We start from the raw sequence: 15,660 nt of genomic DNA on the forward strand, positions 1-15,660 counted from the left end.
GACCCGGCACCCCACCGGGCCCGAATCTCTTTTGATTTTACCGCTTTGCGCGTTCTTCTCCCGCCTGCTCCAGACGGTCGCAATAAATATGCATCGCTTCTTTCAGGAAAGCGGCAAGTCCGGTCCCGTGCCGGTCAATGTTTGCCGTAAAACGTTCGTCGGTGACATACAAGTCGCCGAGTCCCCGGAAAATGTCCGGCGTGCACTCGTAAAAATGCCCGGCAATCCACTGCCGGAGTTCCGCTGCCGCTTCCTGAGCCTGCGGGCTTGACGGACCTTCCGCCATTGCGGCTGCGGCTTTGGCATAAATCCGCTCGGACTGCCCCATGATATCCGCCCACTGTTCCTTTGTATAGGAACCTGCGCGTTTCTCCACGGCATCCATCGCTGCGCTTCCGTACTTTTCGCGCGCTTCGGCGGCAACCTTTTTCTTATGCTCTTCCAGCGGGGACCGGTCGAAACTTTCGAATAATTGTTCTTTTCTCATCGGAATACCTCCCTTGACAGAAGCAATCGTTCTGTCCACGGTGTCGATGATGTCTTCCAGCCGCTTCTTCTTGCGGAGAAGCAGTTCTTTGTGTCCGATCAGCGCGCGTTTACGGTCAAAATCGGGACTCTCCAGCATCGCCTTGATCTCTTGCAGGGCAAAGCCGATTTCTTTAAAAAACAAAATCTGCTGGAGACGTTCCAGATCCCCGTCCGCATACAGCCGGTAGCCGGCGGCGTTAACCGAGTCGGGTACAAGCAGGCCGATTTCGTCGTAATGATGAAGCGTGCGTATGCTCACGCCCACCAGATCCGCCACTTCCTTCACCTTATACGCCACAACATCACCTCGATATGAACTTTACACGATCACGTAACGTGAGGGTCAATCCCCGATTCCGCCTATTTCCATCTTTTCGTCCAGCATCAAAATGTCGCGGATCTCCTGCTCCGTCATCGTAGACACCGATTCTTCCCCCGGCCGGATCACTTCCTCGATAAGCGTGCGCTTTCTCTGCTGAAGCTGGAACATTTTCTCCTCGACTGTGCCCTGGCTGACAAGACGGATCACCTGCACCACTTTCTTCTGGCCCATCCGGTAAGCACGGTCCGCAGCCTGCTGCTCGACAGCCGGATTCCACCACAAATCGTACAGAATGACGGTGTCCGCTCCCGTCAGATTAAGTCCGGTTCCCCCTGCTTTCAGCGAAATGAGGAAAACTTCTTTCTCCCCTTCGTTAAAACGGCTGCAAAGCTCTACCCGTTCGCTTCCTTTCGTTTTGCCGTCCAGGTAAAAATGCGGCACTCCTTCATAGCCGAGTTCCCGGGAAATGAGGCCGAGCATTTCGGTGAACTGCGAGAAAATCAGCATCCGCTTGCCCGCGCTGCGGCATTCCTCCACGATCTCCATCAGCTGCTCGAACTTGGCCGAGCTTCCCTCGTAGCCGTCGACGAACAAAGCGGGATGGCAGCATATCTGCCGCAGCCGGGTCAACCCGGCCAGGATGCGGATGCGGTTCTGCTGGAAGCTTTCTTCGTGGAGATGCTTGAGCGCTTCCTGCCGGAGCTTCGCCAGAAAAGCGGTATACAGCTTCTTCTGCTCCGGCAGCAGCTCCGATGCCTGCACGGTTTCGATTTTGTCCGGAAGCTCCTTGAGCACATCGGTTTTGAGGCGGCGCAGCAGAAACGGTCTGGATCTCCGGGCTACCGCCTCCCGTGACAGCTCGTTAAACGCCTGACGGGCCGGAAAAAGCCCCGGAAAGACGGCGTCGAAGATCGACCACAGCTCTTCGAGCTTGTTTTCCACCGGCGTGCCGGTCAGGGCGAAGCGGTAGGCGGCCCGGATTTGTTTGACGGCCTGAGCGGTCTGGGTCGTGTAGTTTTTAAACATCTGCGCCTCGTCGAGGATCAGCGTGTGGAACGATTCTTTCGCGTAAAGATCCGTGTCCCGCCTCAGCAGCGGGTACGAAGTAAGAACGACATCCGCCCTCGTTCCTTTGCGCAGAGCGCGGCTGCGCTGCGTTTTCGTTCCGTCGGCGATGACGACGCGGATTTCCGGCGCGAATTTTTCCAGCTCGCGAAGCCAGTTGTACACCAGAGAAGCCGGGGAAACGATCAGCGCGGGCAGTTTCTTTTTCCGGATATCCGGCAGCACGGACACGAGAAAGGCAATGCTCTGAATCGTTTTGCCGAGCCCCATATCGTCCGCCAGGATTCCGCCGAAATGGTAATGGGCCAGCGTTTTCATCCATTGGTAACCGAATTTCTGGTAATCCCTCAGAATGGGAGAGAGCCGCTCCGGCACAGGGAAATCCAAGTTGTCCGGATTACGCATATTTTCCAGCAGACGCCGGAACGACTTGCCGAGTTTAACGGAGCTGCCTCTTTCCCGCGCGTCCCTCAAATGCAATCCGCGGTTAACCGGCAGACGGAATCCCGTATCCGTCATGTCCCCTTTCCCGGCTCCGGCCTCGTTCATCAGGGCGATAATCTCCTGGAACTCGGCGCTTTCCAGCGGAACAAGGGAGCCGCCCGGCAGCCGGTGATACTTTCTCTTGATCTGCATGGACCGGATCAGATTCCGGATCTCCGCTTCCGGCAGACCCAGCAGTTCGAATTTGAACTCGAGCCAGTCGGTGCGCTCGTCCACTTCTACCGTAACTTGGGGCGGGAAGCCGGTATAGAGCCTTTCTTTTACGGCCGAAGTCGCATAAATATCCAGCATCCGCTCCAGCAGGGGGACCGTATGATACAGGAACTCATACTCCGCTTCCTCGTCGTCCCAGAAATACCCGCCTTCCGTCTTGGCAAACGAGTTCTGCTCCATAAGACGGATGATGGTTTCTTCTTTCTCGGTGTCCCGCATCACAATATAGTCGGTCCCGCGCTGCCGGCCGGCTTCCTCCAGCGGATTCAGGACCACATTGCCGTAATGGAATTCCAGACCGGCCAGCAGCCGGTCCCTGACCCGGTCCAGGTACAGCTTCGCCTTGAGCGGCGTCTGGTAAATCCGGTCCGACACGGAGGGTGCGATCCGGACCTGCCCGAGCTTCATCAGTCCGGGGACCACTTTCTCCATGAACGGCTCCATCTGGCCCGGCGTAATGATCAGGCGGTTCCGGTGCGCCGTCTCCATCAGCTGCTTCAGCTCCGCCAGCCGCTTGCAGTGGTGAGCCGGAAGCTCCAGCAGTTCTCCTTGGTACAGGACGATTCCGTACGCTTCCATCACCGTAATGCGGTCCAGGCCCTGAACGTCCAACCGGTAGCCGTCCGTTTCCGACCGGTCAAAATCGAACTGGAGCGGAAGCGGCTCGCCCGAAACCCGTATGCCGTCGTATACTCCGTCCGCAAGCTCCAGCTTGACGCCCGGTGCATGAGCGAGCAGCGGCAGCAGCGTCGTCCACGAAAACGGCGGAATGGGGAGCATCCGCTCTCCTCCCGGAAATGCCTTCGCGAAAGATCCGGACGAATGCCCGGTTTCACGGTACAAGCTCTCGTTCTGATAAATCTTGATAAGCTGGCGCAGAACGTCATCATGTTCCTGCCGGAAACCGTGAAGATTCGGCTCATACGTGAACACTCTGGAAAATTCGTACGCTTCTCTGCGGTCGAGCCGCTCCAGGAAATCTCTTATTTTTTGTACGATATATAATCTTTTCGGCCCGATTTTCAGTTCGGCGGCGAACATGACTTTACGGAACCCGTAGGCGAAAGGCCGGACCACGATTTCCAGCTCCAGCGTTTCCCGTTCATCCCGCGTAAACCGGGTGCTCCCCGGCCGCCTGCTTCCTCCGAAAAGCCCCAGCATGCTGCTGGTCAATTCGGTGTCATAAGGGGAAGCTTCCTCCGCTTGAGCGGACTCCGGCAATCCGGAGGGTGCGGCTGCGCTTTCACTCCGGCCTTCGGACGAGCGTTCAAGCAGAGCCGCCCCTGGGAAATCCTTGTCCGTCCGGCTGGAATCAAGCAGCTTGAGCAGCACGGCCGCCGTATGCTTGCAGGATTGTCTGAAAGAAGGAAGCGACGGGCAGGTGCATTCCGCGTTGATGCCGCCTCCGGACAGCACGCTCACTTTTACGAGATAGCTCTCGCGGTCGTCCACAGTCGCCTCCACACTCTGCAGGACGGGATCATGGAAGGTAAAAACAACTTTTCCGGAGCGGTTTAGCGCCTCTCCTTTATCGTAAGCGGTCCGGCCGCATAACAGCTGGATCGCTTTGCGTGTCAATGCAGAACTCATCCGGTAACTCCTTTCCGGCAAAAAAAATCTCTAGTTTGTCCGTCCTGGTTCGGACGTCGTGTCCTCTTATGATACCAGAAAGGACCGGAAAGAAAAGAAAGAGCCTTCCCGAAGCTTCATACGCTTCAGAAAGGCTCTTTACAAGTTTGGTACGGCTCCCGTACGAGCGGCCCGGGCCAATACGCGGATAGGCAGGCAATGGCTCTCACGTGAGCTATCTTGCATCCGAACCGGATGCCGAGCAAGAGTTACAGCTTCACCCGCTGCAGCCTCAGTGCATTCAGCACGACGGACACCGAGCTGAGCGCCATGGCGGCCCCGGCGATCCACGGGGCAAGCAGGCCCAGTGCGGCGACCGGAATGCCGAGCGTGTTGTAGCCGAGCGCCCAGAACAGATTCTGGCGGATGTTGCCCATCGTTTTGCGGCTCATATAGATCGCATCCGGGATCGAGTTGAGATCGCCCCGCATCAGGGTGACGTCCGCCGCCTCCATGGCGACATCCGTACCGGTGCCGATCGCCATTCCGATATCCGCCTGCGCCAGCGCCGGAGCATCGTTGATGCCATCGCCGACCATCGCCACCTTCTTGCCTTGGGCCTGAAGCTTCTTCACTTCTTCGGCTTTGCCTTCGGGAAGTACCTCCGCCCTTACCTGGTCGATTCCGACCTGGCTGGCAATGGCCTGAGCGGTCCGCTCGTTGTCGCCGGTAATCATGATGACTTCGATGCCCATTGCCTTCAGGCGGGCAACGGCTTCTTTCGATGTCTCCTTGACCGTATCGGCGACCGCCACAAGCCCGGCGTAGCTGCGGTTAACCGCCACGAGCATGGCCGTTTTGCCTTCCTGCTCCAGCCGCGCCATCGTTTCGTCCGCATGCCTCGCATCCACCTCGTAGCGGATCATCAGCTTGCGCGTTCCCGCCAGAACTTCCTGTCCGTCCACAACCGCACGGATTCCGAAGCCGGGAATGGCTTCAAATTCAGACGAAGCCGGTACGCGGACGCCTCTTGCCGCAATACCGCCGACGATCGCTTCCGCCAGAGGATGCTCCGAATTTTTCTCCGCGGCGCCCAGAAGCTCCAGGAACCGGCTCTCATCCATCGAATCGGTCAACACATCCGTAAGCTCCGGCTTGCCTTTCGTCACGGTTCCCGTTTTGTCCAGAATAATCGCGTCGATTCCGTGCGTCGATTCCAAATGCTCTCCGCCCTTGAAAAGAATCCCAAGCTCCGCCGCCCGTCCGGAACCCGCCATAATCGACGTCGGTGTCGCCAATCCGAGCGCGCATGGGCAGGCAATCACGAGGATGGCGATCGCTTTTTCTAGAGCTCCCGCAAAATCGCCCGGCGTTACCCAGAAATACCAGATCACAAAGGCCGCGAACGCAATACCGACGACAACCGGTACGAAAATGCCGGATATGACGTCCGCCACACGCTGGATTGGGGCTTTGGAGCCCTGAGCCTCCTCGACCACTTTAATAATCTGGGCCAGGGCGGTATCCTTGCCGACTTTGGTCGCCCGGATTCTCAGGCTGCCGTTTTTGTTGAGCGTCGCCCCGATGACCGGATCTCCGGCTTTTTTGCCGACAGGCAGGCTCTCCCCGGTCAGCATCGACTCATCCACCGATGAGCTGCCTTCCAGCACTTCTCCGTCCACCGGTATTTTCTCGCCGGGTTTGACCAGCACGATATCGCCCGCGATCACTTCTTCCACCGGCACCGCCGCTTCTTTCCCGTCCCGGATCACAAGCGCCGTTTTCGCCTGCAGCCCCATCAGCGATTTGATCGCTTCCGAGGTGCGGCCTTTGGCCAGCGACTCGAACAGTTTGCCGAGAAGAACGAGCGTGATGAGGACCGCACTCGTTTCGTAATACATTTCCGGCCCGTCGTGAACGCTGCCGCCGTGCCCCGCCCACTCCACGGTCAGATACAGGCTGTAAAAATAAGCCGCGGAAGTTCCGAGCGACACGAGCACGTCCATGTTGGCGCTTTTGTTGCGCAGAGCTTTATAAGCTCCCATATAGAACTGGCGTCCGATATAAAACTGCACCGGAGTGGCCAGAGCAAGCTGAAACCACGGGTTCATAAACAAGTCGGGCAGCCAGACCCAGGACATGAAGGTAAAATGGCTGACCATCGACCAGAGCAGCGGCAGGGACAGAATGGCCGAAAGAATCAGCTTGCGCTTGTGCCTCTTAAGCTCCTCCTGCCGGTGAACCGCCGGGTCTCCCTGCTCCTGCTTGAGGAGAGCCTTGTAGCCGAGCTTCTCCACTTTGCGCTGCATATCCGCGGGGGTGACCTCGCCGGACTGATACTCGACATGCGCCGTTTCAAGCGCGAAGTTGACGGTCGCGGACGTGACGCCCGGCATTTTGCCGATTCCTTTCTCGATCCGGCTGGCGCAAGCCGCACAGGTCATACCCGCTATCTGCATGTTTGCCTGTTTCGTTGTCTCTTCCCCGGCCGCTTTCACGTCTGCTGTCATTCCGAAACACCTCTTTCCGCCTCAATATCCGCTTCGTTTTATAAGATAAGAAAAGTACCTCTTGTTCATTCGCTTGATTATAGTATACCCCCCTACCCTATATTTAGCAAGAGCCAATCTCTACTTATTTCAAAAAAGTAACAATCTCCCGAAATGTGCTCCTTAAGACACGCGGAAGGGTAATACTAGTAGAAGACAGAGGATGAACAGACTAAAGCATGTTGGAACAGCATGTATCGAAACGGAGTGATCGCAATGAACACGACGAACCTTCCCGTCAAAAAAACCGCCCTGCTCGCGCTTCTCACGGCGGTATCCCTTACCGCCTGCAGCTCCGCCGGCCCGACGGCAGCGGGAAACGCCCCGGGCAGCGGCAGCGCATCGGCATCGGCGGCCTCAAGCCCGGGCCCGGCTTCCGGAACGGCCGCTCCGGCAAGCGCAGCGCCTGTACCTTCGGTTAAACCGGATCAGATCCAGACCCGGCTGACCGATTTTCAATTAATCTCGGATGAGGCGGGCTTCGCCTGGGGAGAGACGAACGGCTCCCTGCGGCTGTACCGCACCGATGACGGCGGGCAGAACTGGACTCTCCTGAGTCCGTGGGACGATACGTTTAAAAGCGGCGCGCCTGTTGCGGGCGGCTCCCTTTACTTCCTCGACGCACAGCACGGCTGGACGGCTGCCGCGGATGACGGCCGGAAGGCCGTGACCGCTTTTACGGCGGACGGCGGACAGAACTGGACCAAAAGTACGCTGGATAAGCCGACTTATGCGGCCGGTCTCTCCTTTGCCGATCCGCTGCACGGCTGGATGCTCACTTCTTCCGATGCGGCGATGGGCAAATCGGAGAAAACGCTGTACGCCACGGATAACGGCGGCAAGGACTGGAAACCGCTGACGAGCGTTTCCCTGGATAAGCCCGTGCCGGGAGCGCTGCCCCTGTCGGGACATGCATCCGGCATGACTTTCAAGGACGCCGCCAGCGGCTGGATTGCCCTCGCGGGCAATGAAGAAAAACCGGTCCTGTACCGCACGCGGGACGGCGGGAAAACGTGGAACACTGTCCTGATGAAGGTTCCGCAGGAGTTGAACGATTCTTCCGTCACGCTGGACGGGGCGCCCGTATTTTTCAAGGATAAACCGGACAAAGGCTGGATTCCGGTTCGGACGGTGAACGGCAATACGGACAGCCGTGACGCTTATGTAACAGAAGATGGCGGAGAAACATGGACCTACAAGCGAACAGGCATGAAAGACGCCCTTACTTTCGCGGACAGCCTCCACGGCTGGGGAATCAAGGACAAAGTTCTCTATGCGACTCCGGATGGAGGCCGATCCTGGAACCCGGTTCCTTCCGATCCGGTTTTGACGGATACGGTCAACAACAACCCGAACGTGATCCGGCTGGGATTCGCCAACCCGCAGACCGGCTGGCTGCTGCTCGGCACGGAGGACGGCAAGAAATCGAAGCTGCTCAAGACGTCCGATGCAGGCAAGCATTGGACTCTGCTGTAGCTTTCCCTCCTGTCCTGCAGTTGCAACCGTATAACCCAAAAAGCAATCCTTCCATTCGGACGGGATTGCTTTTTCGGGTTATAACGCGCCGATTAATCCAGCAGTTCTTGGAGATAAAACGAACGATTTTCCAGAAACCGGCGGGTAATCCGGTAATGGTCGGTTTCCTCGTACGGGGTGAGGCGGACCGGCGATTCGTTGAAATTGTAAATATCCGCGTGGGGATAGCCCAGCAGAATAGGCGAATGAGTGGCAATGATGAGCTGCGACGTCCGGGCCAGCTCATGGATCATGCTCAGAAAAGCGAGCTGGCGGGCCGGGGATAACGCGGCTTCCGGCTCATCGAGCAGATAGATGCCTCTTCTCCCGAAGCGGTTCTTGAACAAGGACAGGAACGATTCGCCGTGCGACTGCTCATGAAGCGACCTGCCGCCGTAGGCTTCGTATGCCCTGCAGTCTTCCCGCGCCATCTCGTCGATATGACTGGCGAAATTATAAAACGATTCCGCCCGCAGAAAAAAGCCCTCATTCATCTTCGGCATCCAGGAGAGGCGCAAATAGTCTCCCAGCTTTGCCTCCGATGAATCCAGTTCGTACAAATTATTCCGGCTTCCTCCCGCCGTATTGAACCCGCATTGGTAAGCGATCGCTTCCATCAGAGTCGATTTACCGGAACCGTTCTCACCGACGAAAAACGTGACGTTTTTATGGAATTTCAGCCGGTCGAGCTTGCCGATCGCCGGAATATGAAACGGATACTCGTGCGGATTTCGAATTTTCTCGTTCAGTTTGATGACTTCGTGCAGGTATATCATAGCGATCCGGTCCTTTACGGATGAATTAGAAGCGGAACGGATAAAAATCCCGGTACTTCTCCGCCGCTTCTTTCTGTAACCTGCAGACTACTTCTCCTTCCGTGGCGCAATTCCCTTCAATTCTGCCCGGCAAAAAACCGAAAGAGCCGTGATTCCGCCAAGAACCACAGCTCTTCTTCCTTTACACACAGTCTCCGTGCAAGACCGGTTACGGTTTCAAAACGACTTTAATGCAGTCTTCCAGCTTGTTCATAAAGACATCGTAGCCGTGCTCCGCATCCGTTAAAGGCAGCCGGTGAGTGATAATATCCGTCGTGTCGAGCTTGCCAGTCTTGATCTGGCGGTAGAGCTCGGGCATATAATGAATGACGGGAGCCTGTCCCATCTTGAGTGTGATATTGCGGGAAAACAAATCACCCAGCGGAAACATGTTGTACGTCATCCCGTAAACGCCGATGAGCTGGATCGTGCCGCTTTTGCGGACTACTTTCGTTGCGGTCTGGATCGGTCCCAGCGTTCCTCCTTGAAGCTTAAGGGCCGTCTCCACCTTCTCCACGACGGATTTTTCTCCGTCCATCCCCACGCAGTCAATGACCACGTCGGCTCCGCCGCTCGTCAAATCGAACAAATAACCTTCGATATCGTCTTTTTCCTTGAAGTTATAAGCCTCGACCTTGTTGATCTTTCTGGCGTGCCGCAGCCGGTAATCGACGTGGTCGACGGCAATGACGCGCTTGGCGCCCTTCTGCCAGGCGATTTTCTGCGCGAGCAAACCGACGGGACCGCTTCCGAGAATAAGGACGGTGTCGCCTTTTTTGACTCCCGAATTTTCCACCGCCCAGTAAGCAGTCGGCAAAATGTCCGAGAGGAACAGGATCTGCTCATCCTCCAGCTCCGCATCTTCGGGAACGACGAACGGCATGAAATTGCCGTAAGGGACGCGCAGCAGCTCCGCCTGCCCTCCGGGATACCCCCCGTAGGTTTCCGAATAGCCGAGATAAGCGCCCGTATCTTTGGCGGGATTATCGTTGGAGTTGTCGCACTGGCTCTCCATTTGGTTTTTACAGAAGAAACATTCCCCGCAGGAAACGTTAAACGGAATAATAACACGATCCCCCTTCTTCACGCGGGTCACTTCCGGCCCGACTTCCTCTACAATCCCCATAGGCTCATGACCGATGACATAGCCTTCCGGCATACCCGGAACCATCCCGTTCACTAGGTGAATATCGGAACCGCAAATGGCGGTAGCCGTAATCCGGACCAGAATATCGTCCTTTTTTTCGAGAACAGGGTCCTTGACCTCTTTAACTTTTACGTCTTTTTTCCCTTGGTAAGTTACGGCTTTCATGGGCTGGCTCCTTTCGGGTTTAAGAGTTTACTTTTCTTTCTTATCCCGTAAGCCTTATTTTTCCCCAAAAACCGAAAAAACCGACTCTGCTGTGCAGAACCGGTCATTTGCAGCCTTGCTTTGCCGAATGGTTCGAATGGTTTTAGGTATCCGCTAACTTCGTCGTTGCTTCTTTCCGCTTCGTCTTGCTCTGACCTTCTTTCGTATCCGGTCTGGCCGCGAGTTCGTCTTCATATGTATAGCTGATCTGTTCTTCCACAGGTCTGCCGCCGATCAGATGCTCACGGATAATGCGCCGTCCGATTTCCGGAGTCACCTCTTTGTACCATACCCCCTCCGGGTACACGGTAATAACGCAGGCATCCTCGCATCTGCCCTGACAGCGGGTGCGGGTTGTATGGATACGGCCATCGGCTTCCTGCCGCTTGATTTCATCGCGCATCGCCTCGACGACTTCTTCAGCCCCTTTTTTGGTACAGCTGCCCCCATTACAGAAGAATAGATGGTGCTTCATGCCGTTCAGGTTCCAGGTTGTCATCACGGTCTCCTTTTTTAAAGATAGGAATGGGAAAATAATTAATTATTCGTAACTATTACGATAAAACGTATCGTACACAGATTTTCCGGTCCTGTCAACGTATCCATCAAAAAACCGCCTTCCCGCAAGGAGAAGACGGCCTCATGATTCGATATCAAGGGTTCAGTAACGCCGCTCATCTTCAGGCCCTTTACTTAAACGCTCCTGATTGTGATTCTTCTGCGTGTGCTGCGTCTGCATGTCCAGCAAACGATCCAATTTTTCTTCGATTCTCTGCAGCTTGGTCAGCGTAAACAGTCTGCGGTTGACTCTGGTCCGGATAAACATGGATAAACTTGTAATAAAAATGGCGATCATTCCGATGATAATGAGCAAATAAACGATGCTGGTCCAGGTAACAAACCCAATCGTGTCCATTATTCTTTGTTCGACCTCGTTTCGTTAAATCGGTCTTACGTCTTTCCGCTTGTGTCCTTCGTCTTTGCGGTTTGTCCTCTTCAGCCGATCTCTCTCGATAGCACTTCAATCTCGTGTTTATTGCGCTCCCCATGCCCGATACGGAGACGATGCCCATCCAAATCCCGGATCACGAACTCTCTCATTCCCCAAGATTTGGACTGGAGCTCCTCTATGAAATCCACCTGCTGCGTTTTCAAAAATTGGTAGACTTGATCCGCATTTCGGACAAAAAAATAAAGCGTTTGGGCTTCCACCGTGTCCGATTTGGTAAAATGAACCTCGATATTCCCATTGTAGACCGATCCGTATGTATCCTCCAAAACCCAGGCCAGGTCAAACTTAAGCACGTCGCGGTAAAATTCAAGCGCCTTAAATACATCTTTAACGGGCAGTACCGGTGCTTGATGCTGAATATATTTCTTCATCTTCTTCTCCTTATTATAGTGAGCGCAGATGTCTGTCTGTGCGTCTTTCCCCGATGATCCCCACGATCCACACCAATAAATTCAATCCAACGAGATTTGAAACCAGATACATCCACCAGGCGTACAAGCCGAATCCTTCGGGATGCGTGTTCAGGTAAAGCAGCGATAGCAGACAGCTGAGTACAAAATAAGTTCCTTTCTTCATAAGACTCGCTCCCGAAGAAAAATCAACCTCTTCCAGTATATGGTTTATTCCCTGTTGTTACAACTATTTAGCCCGCCATCCCTTTACGGACGGTTCCGCCGCGAAGCCGCCAGACCATCCAGGCGCTTGCCGCATACAGAAACGCGCTCAAATAAAACAACACGTCGATCGTAAGCCAATCGATCAGATATCCGCCGGCAATAACCGCAAATCCGGAAGCGACCGACGTCCAGAAATGATAGGTCCCGAGAGCGGGCCCTCTCTCTCCGCGGTCCGTATAATCGGCGAGCAAAAGCCTCTCGCTCATTCTCTGCATGGCGCTGCATATTCCCATCCCCGCCTGCAGCACGAGTACCCACCCGTAGGAGCCGACCCAGGGAAAAGCCAGCATGGCCGCCGTCATTCCCAGCGAGCTGAGGGCCAGAATCTCTCTGCCGGAGCGGTCAAGCCTCGGCCCCAAATAGCGGGATACCGCCGCGGAACTGACGGTAAAAACGGCGAACGCGAGCCCGTACTTGGAATAACTGTTTCCCAAATTTTTCAGGAAAAGAAGGTAATACGGATAAATCATGCCGGATGCCAGCGTGATAACGCTTTGGAAGCGGATAAGCCACTGGATATTCATCTATTTATCCCCTCTGTAGGTCTCATAAAATTCGTTCATAAACAGATGATCGGGGTCCACCTCGTCTTTTTTACGGAAAAATTGCTCGTACCCCGGGTAAACCTGTCGGAACTGTTCCACGCTCGGATAGGCGGCATAGGGCAAATAGTAAGTCCCGCCGCTCCGGATCACCTCGTCGACAATCCGCCGGATGCCCGTTTTAAAGTGCGCCTGCGCTTCTTCCGACAGTGAGGTGTTAAACAGGCACACCAGAGCCAGCATATCGTCCTGCGCGTAGGAAAGCACGGCTTCTTCATCGCGGTTCACATACCGGACCGTAATGTTCAGCAGGTTCAGGTCCTCTTCCAACAGCACGCCGCGCAGGCGGTCTACAAAACCGGCAAATTCGTCTACCGGGATAAAATATTCCTGAAGCAGGTCGTTCTTCCCCGCCTCCCGGTATTCCATAAAAGCGGACTCCGAACGCATCGCGTTGTTCCTTGACACGATCTCGTTCTGGCGGTAGGAGAAATATTTCTTTTGCAGCGACCAGAACAAATTTTTGCCCCAATCCGAACTCCGGTTGAAGTGAAACAGCATCTTGCTCGGCAGAACTCCGTGCTCCCGCGTTTGAAGGCGGTTGTATTCGGAGAGAGTCAGCGACGGATCGGCTATGTAACGGGTGGCATACATATCCGTCAGGAAATGATCCGGAGCTACCGAGATTCGCGCGATGCTCATGCGGACGTCCGGATTGCCTTTTATCCGTTCCTTGAAATAGGTGCCGAAAGCCTCAACCCGGGTCGCTTCCGTGGCCATCCGGTAAACTTCGTCTTCCGCAAGAGTCAGCGTGACATCCAAAATCACGCCGAACAGGCCGTATCCGCCGAGCACATAGGGAAACAAATCCGCGTTCTCCGTACGGCTGACCTGTTTGATAACTCCGTCCGCAGTCAGGAGCCGGAACGACTCGACGCTGCCGATCAGGGAGCCGCTGCGGATATCCCGGCCGTGGGCATTGATGGAAACGGAGCCGCCGACGGTAAAAATATTTTGGGACTGCATCGTTTTGACGGCCAGCCCGTAAGGATGGACGGTATCCTGTACGTCTTTCCAGGTCGCCCCGGCCTGGACGCGAATGGTACGGGCCGCGGGATCGAATGAAAGAACACGGTTATACCGCGTCATGTCCACGACGATCCCGTCCTTGTAGTACGTATGGCCGCCCTGGCTGTGCCGCTGCCCCGATACGGACACGGTCAGCTTCTTCGCTCTGGCTTCCTCCAGCAGCTTGACGAGCTGTTCTTCCTCACGCCCCTCCACGACGCGCTCCACTTTAACAGGATGCAGGCGGCTGTAGTCCGTAATGAGGTAAGGGTCCTGGTCCGGCGTACCGGTGCGGATGTACTCCAGTATGCATAGGGCAGCCAGCAGGACAAGAGCGGCCGTTCTAACCGCAGAGCCGCTGACAGCGCGTTTGCCGGGTGATACCGGATCGTTTGACGGAGCCTGTGCTTCCGGAAAGCCGCTCCCGAAAGTCCCGTTACTGGTCTTGTTTTCTTCCGGCATAATCCCCTCCAGCCTTCACGTCTCTGTTCCTTAGCCATGTATTCGACAGACTTCCATCTTATCCCTTTTCCTTTTATGTAAGACTATGTAAGATTTTATCCCTTTATCCGACAAACAAAAGACAGCTCCTGCGAGCTGTCTTAAACGCTAGATCGATTTCCGTCTCCGTTTTCCTCTTGAAATGATTCCACGGTCAGCACACGACCCCGTCTGCGGGTCCGGCTACTCCCTGTATTTGCGCAGCACAATAACCGCATTGTGTCCGCCGAACCCGAACGAGTTCGAGAGACCGATTTGAAGCTCCGCTTTTCTCGCCGTACCGGGAACATAATCCAGATCGCAGTCCGGGTCCCTTTGCTCCAGATTGATCGTCGGAGGAATGATGCCTTCCCGCAAAGTTTTGACGAGGGCGATCGCTTCCGCGCCGCCTGCCGCTCCGAGCATGTGGCCCGTCATCGATTTGTTCGCCGTGACGGGTATGCGGAAGGCGTCTTCTCCGAAGAGACTTTTGATCGCGATCGTCTCGGACTTGTCCCCTACTCCCGTACTCGTCGCGTGCGCGCTGATGACATCCACTTCGCCCGGAGCAATTCCCGCGCTCGCCAGAGCCGATTTCATGGCCCGCCGTGCCCCTCTCCCGTCGGGATGAGTCGCCACCATGTGATAGGCGTCGGAGCTTGCGCCGTATCCGGTCACTTCCGCGTAGATGCGGGCATTCCGGCGCTGCGCATGGCTCAGCGACTCCAGAATCAGGATGCCGGCCCCCTCGGCCATCACGAAGCCGTCTCTTCCCGCATCGAACGGGCGGCTCGCTTTCGCGGGCTCCTCGTTGCGCGTGGAAAGCGCCGTGGCGTTGCCGAAGCTCGACAGCGAAATTTCGCTGACGGCCGCTTCCGAGCCCCCGGCGATGATGACATCCGCATCGCCTGTACGGATCGTGCGGAACGCTTCGCCGATGGCAGTGTTGCCGATAGAGCAGGCCGTAACCGGCGACATCGTCGGCCCGAGCGTCTGATGCCGGATCGAGATCATGGCCGCCGCCATGTTCGAGATCATCATCGGCACAAGCGTGGGGCTGACCCTCTCCGGCCCGCGCTCCAGCAGCACCCGGTTCTGCTCCAGCAGGGTGCCGATTCCGCCGATGCCGGAGCCGACATACACCCCGACGCGTTCTCGGTCGGTCCGGTCCAGATCCAGCTCGGCGTCCAGCAGGGCCTGATCGGCGGCGGCCAGAGCGAACTGGCTGAAGCGGTCCATTTTTCTCGCTTCCTTGCGTCCGAATAAAGCTTCTCCGTCAAAATCGCGCACCAGTCCGGCAATTTTCGATTTGTAGCGGGTCGTATCGAACGTATCGATCCGGGATATCCCCGATTGGCCCTGCACCAGACTCTTCCAAAACGGGTCCACCCCGTTGCCCAGCGGCGAAATAATACCCATTCCTGTAATAACGACTCGTTCCATCGTACAT

At 55.9% G+C, this 15,660-nt stretch carries 13 protein-coding genes; 1 reads left to right on the forward strand and 12 read right to left on the reverse strand.

Going from position 1 to position 15,660, the window contains the following annotated elements; all coding sequences use genetic code 11:
- Window positions 1-37: 37 nt before the first annotated feature.
- The 3 genes from AC58P5_RS04535 to AC58P5_RS04545 form a co-directional block, all read right to left on the reverse strand.
- Complete coding sequence (locus tag AC58P5_RS04535) at window positions 38-826, reverse strand: MerR family transcriptional regulator (RefSeq protein WP_497384847.1); 789 nt, start codon at window positions 824-826, stop codon at window positions 38-40.
- A gap of 45 nt (window positions 827-871) precedes the next feature.
- The gene (locus tag AC58P5_RS04540; protein WP_497384848.1) at window positions 872-4,222 is read right to left on the reverse strand and encodes a DEAD/DEAH box helicase; all 3,351 of its coding nucleotides are present in this window, start codon (window positions 4,220-4,222) and stop codon (window positions 872-874) included.
- 248 nt (window positions 4,223-4,470) lie between these two features.
- Entirely contained in the window at window positions 4,471-6,711 is a 2,241-nt protein-coding gene (locus AC58P5_RS04545; RefSeq protein ID WP_497384850.1) for a heavy metal translocating P-type ATPase, read from the reverse strand.
- Between the two features lie 255 nt (window positions 6,712-6,966).
- Here AC58P5_RS04545 and AC58P5_RS04550 point away from each other — a divergent pair, with 255 nt between their 5' ends.
- Window positions 6,967-8,226, forward strand: a complete 1,260-nt coding sequence (locus AC58P5_RS04550; RefSeq protein ID WP_497384852.1) for a WD40/YVTN/BNR-like repeat-containing protein — start codon at window positions 6,967-6,969, stop codon at window positions 8,224-8,226.
- A gap of 92 nt (window positions 8,227-8,318) precedes the next feature.
- On the opposite strand, the gene AC58P5_RS04555 is transcribed toward AC58P5_RS04550, so the two are convergent.
- The 9 genes from AC58P5_RS04555 to fabF all read right to left on the reverse strand — a co-directional run bounded on the left by AC58P5_RS04555 (window position 8,319) and on the right by fabF (window position 15,653).
- Window positions 8,319-9,041 carry an AAA family ATPase gene (locus AC58P5_RS04555; protein WP_497384853.1) on the reverse strand — a complete coding sequence of 241 codons (723 nt, stop codon included), beginning with the start codon at window positions 9,039-9,041 and terminating at the stop codon, window positions 8,319-8,321.
- Between the two features lie 208 nt (window positions 9,042-9,249).
- Window positions 9,250-10,392, reverse strand: a complete 1,143-nt coding sequence (locus tag AC58P5_RS04560) for a zinc-dependent alcohol dehydrogenase (protein ID WP_497384855.1) — start codon at window positions 10,390-10,392, stop codon at window positions 9,250-9,252.
- Between the two features lie 142 nt (window positions 10,393-10,534).
- Entirely contained in the window at window positions 10,535-10,930 is a 396-nt protein-coding gene (locus AC58P5_RS04565) for a (2Fe-2S) ferredoxin domain-containing protein (protein WP_497384856.1), read from the reverse strand.
- A gap of 162 nt (window positions 10,931-11,092) precedes the next feature.
- Window positions 11,093-11,347, reverse strand: a complete 255-nt coding sequence (locus tag AC58P5_RS04570) for a DUF4083 family protein (protein ID WP_497384857.1) — start codon at window positions 11,345-11,347, stop codon at window positions 11,093-11,095.
- 80 nt (window positions 11,348-11,427) lie between these two features.
- Window positions 11,428-11,814 (reverse strand): VOC family protein, encoded by a 387-nt coding sequence (locus tag AC58P5_RS04575; protein WP_497384859.1) that lies wholly within the window; start codon window positions 11,812-11,814, stop codon window positions 11,428-11,430.
- A gap of 13 nt (window positions 11,815-11,827) precedes the next feature.
- Window positions 11,828-12,019 (reverse strand): hypothetical protein, encoded by a 192-nt coding sequence (locus tag AC58P5_RS04580; protein ID WP_497384861.1) that lies wholly within the window; start codon window positions 12,017-12,019, stop codon window positions 11,828-11,830.
- A 67-nt stretch (window positions 12,020-12,086) separates the two neighbouring features.
- On the reverse strand, window positions 12,087-12,644 hold the full coding sequence (locus AC58P5_RS04585) for an MFS transporter (RefSeq protein ID WP_497384862.1): 558 nt from the start codon (window positions 12,642-12,644) through the stop codon (window positions 12,087-12,089).
- The gene (locus AC58P5_RS04590; RefSeq protein ID WP_497384863.1) at window positions 12,645-14,192 is read right to left on the reverse strand and encodes an FAD-binding oxidoreductase; all 1,548 of its coding nucleotides are present in this window, start codon (window positions 14,190-14,192) and stop codon (window positions 12,645-12,647) included.
- Between the two features lie 222 nt (window positions 14,193-14,414).
- Window positions 14,415-15,653 (reverse strand): beta-ketoacyl-ACP synthase II, encoded by a 1,239-nt coding sequence (fabF, locus tag AC58P5_RS04595; RefSeq protein ID WP_497384864.1) that lies wholly within the window; start codon window positions 15,651-15,653, stop codon window positions 14,415-14,417.
- Window positions 15,654-15,660: the final 7 nt, after the last annotated feature.

Source organism: Paenibacillus sp. JT31N7 (assembly GCF_059692095.1).

What these genes read in the sequence shown, in the direction of transcription:
- AC58P5_RS04565 (WP_497384856.1), bottom strand. Translation starts at nt 10,930, where the DNA reads ATGACAACCTGGAACCTGAACGGCATGAAGCACCATCTATTCTTCTGT.
- AC58P5_RS04540 (WP_497384848.1), bottom strand. Translation starts at nt 4,222, where the DNA reads ATGAGTTCTGCATTGACACGCAAAGCGATCCAGCTGTTATGCGGCCGG.
- AC58P5_RS04555 (WP_497384853.1), bottom strand. Translation starts at nt 9,041, where the DNA reads ATGATATACCTGCACGAAGTCATCAAACTGAACGAGAAAATTCGAAAT.
- AC58P5_RS04570 (WP_497384857.1), bottom strand. Translation starts at nt 11,347, where the DNA reads ATGGACACGATTGGGTTTGTTACCTGGACCAGCATCGTTTATTTGCTC.
- AC58P5_RS04590 (WP_497384863.1), bottom strand. Translation starts at nt 14,192, where the DNA reads ATGCCGGAAGAAAACAAGACCAGTAACGGGACTTTCGGGAGCGGCTTT.
- AC58P5_RS04545 (WP_497384850.1), bottom strand. Translation starts at nt 6,711, where the DNA reads ATGACAGCAGACGTGAAAGCGGCCGGGGAAGAGACAACGAAACAGGCA.
- AC58P5_RS04560 (WP_497384855.1), bottom strand. Translation starts at nt 10,392, where the DNA reads ATGAAAGCCGTAACTTACCAAGGGAAAAAAGACGTAAAAGTTAAAGAG.
- AC58P5_RS04585 (WP_497384862.1), bottom strand. Translation starts at nt 12,644, where the DNA reads ATGAATATCCAGTGGCTTATCCGCTTCCAAAGCGTTATCACGCTGGCA.
- AC58P5_RS04580 (WP_497384861.1), bottom strand. Translation starts at nt 12,019, where the DNA reads ATGAAGAAAGGAACTTATTTTGTACTCAGCTGTCTGCTATCGCTGCTT.
- AC58P5_RS04550 (WP_497384852.1), top strand. Translation starts at nt 6,967, where the DNA reads ATGAACACGACGAACCTTCCCGTCAAAAAAACCGCCCTGCTCGCGCTT.
- fabF (WP_497384864.1), bottom strand. Translation starts at nt 15,653, where the DNA reads ATGGAACGAGTCGTTATTACAGGAATGGGTATTATTTCGCCGCTGGGC.
- AC58P5_RS04575 (WP_497384859.1), bottom strand. Translation starts at nt 11,814, where the DNA reads ATGAAGAAATATATTCAGCATCAAGCACCGGTACTGCCCGTTAAAGAT.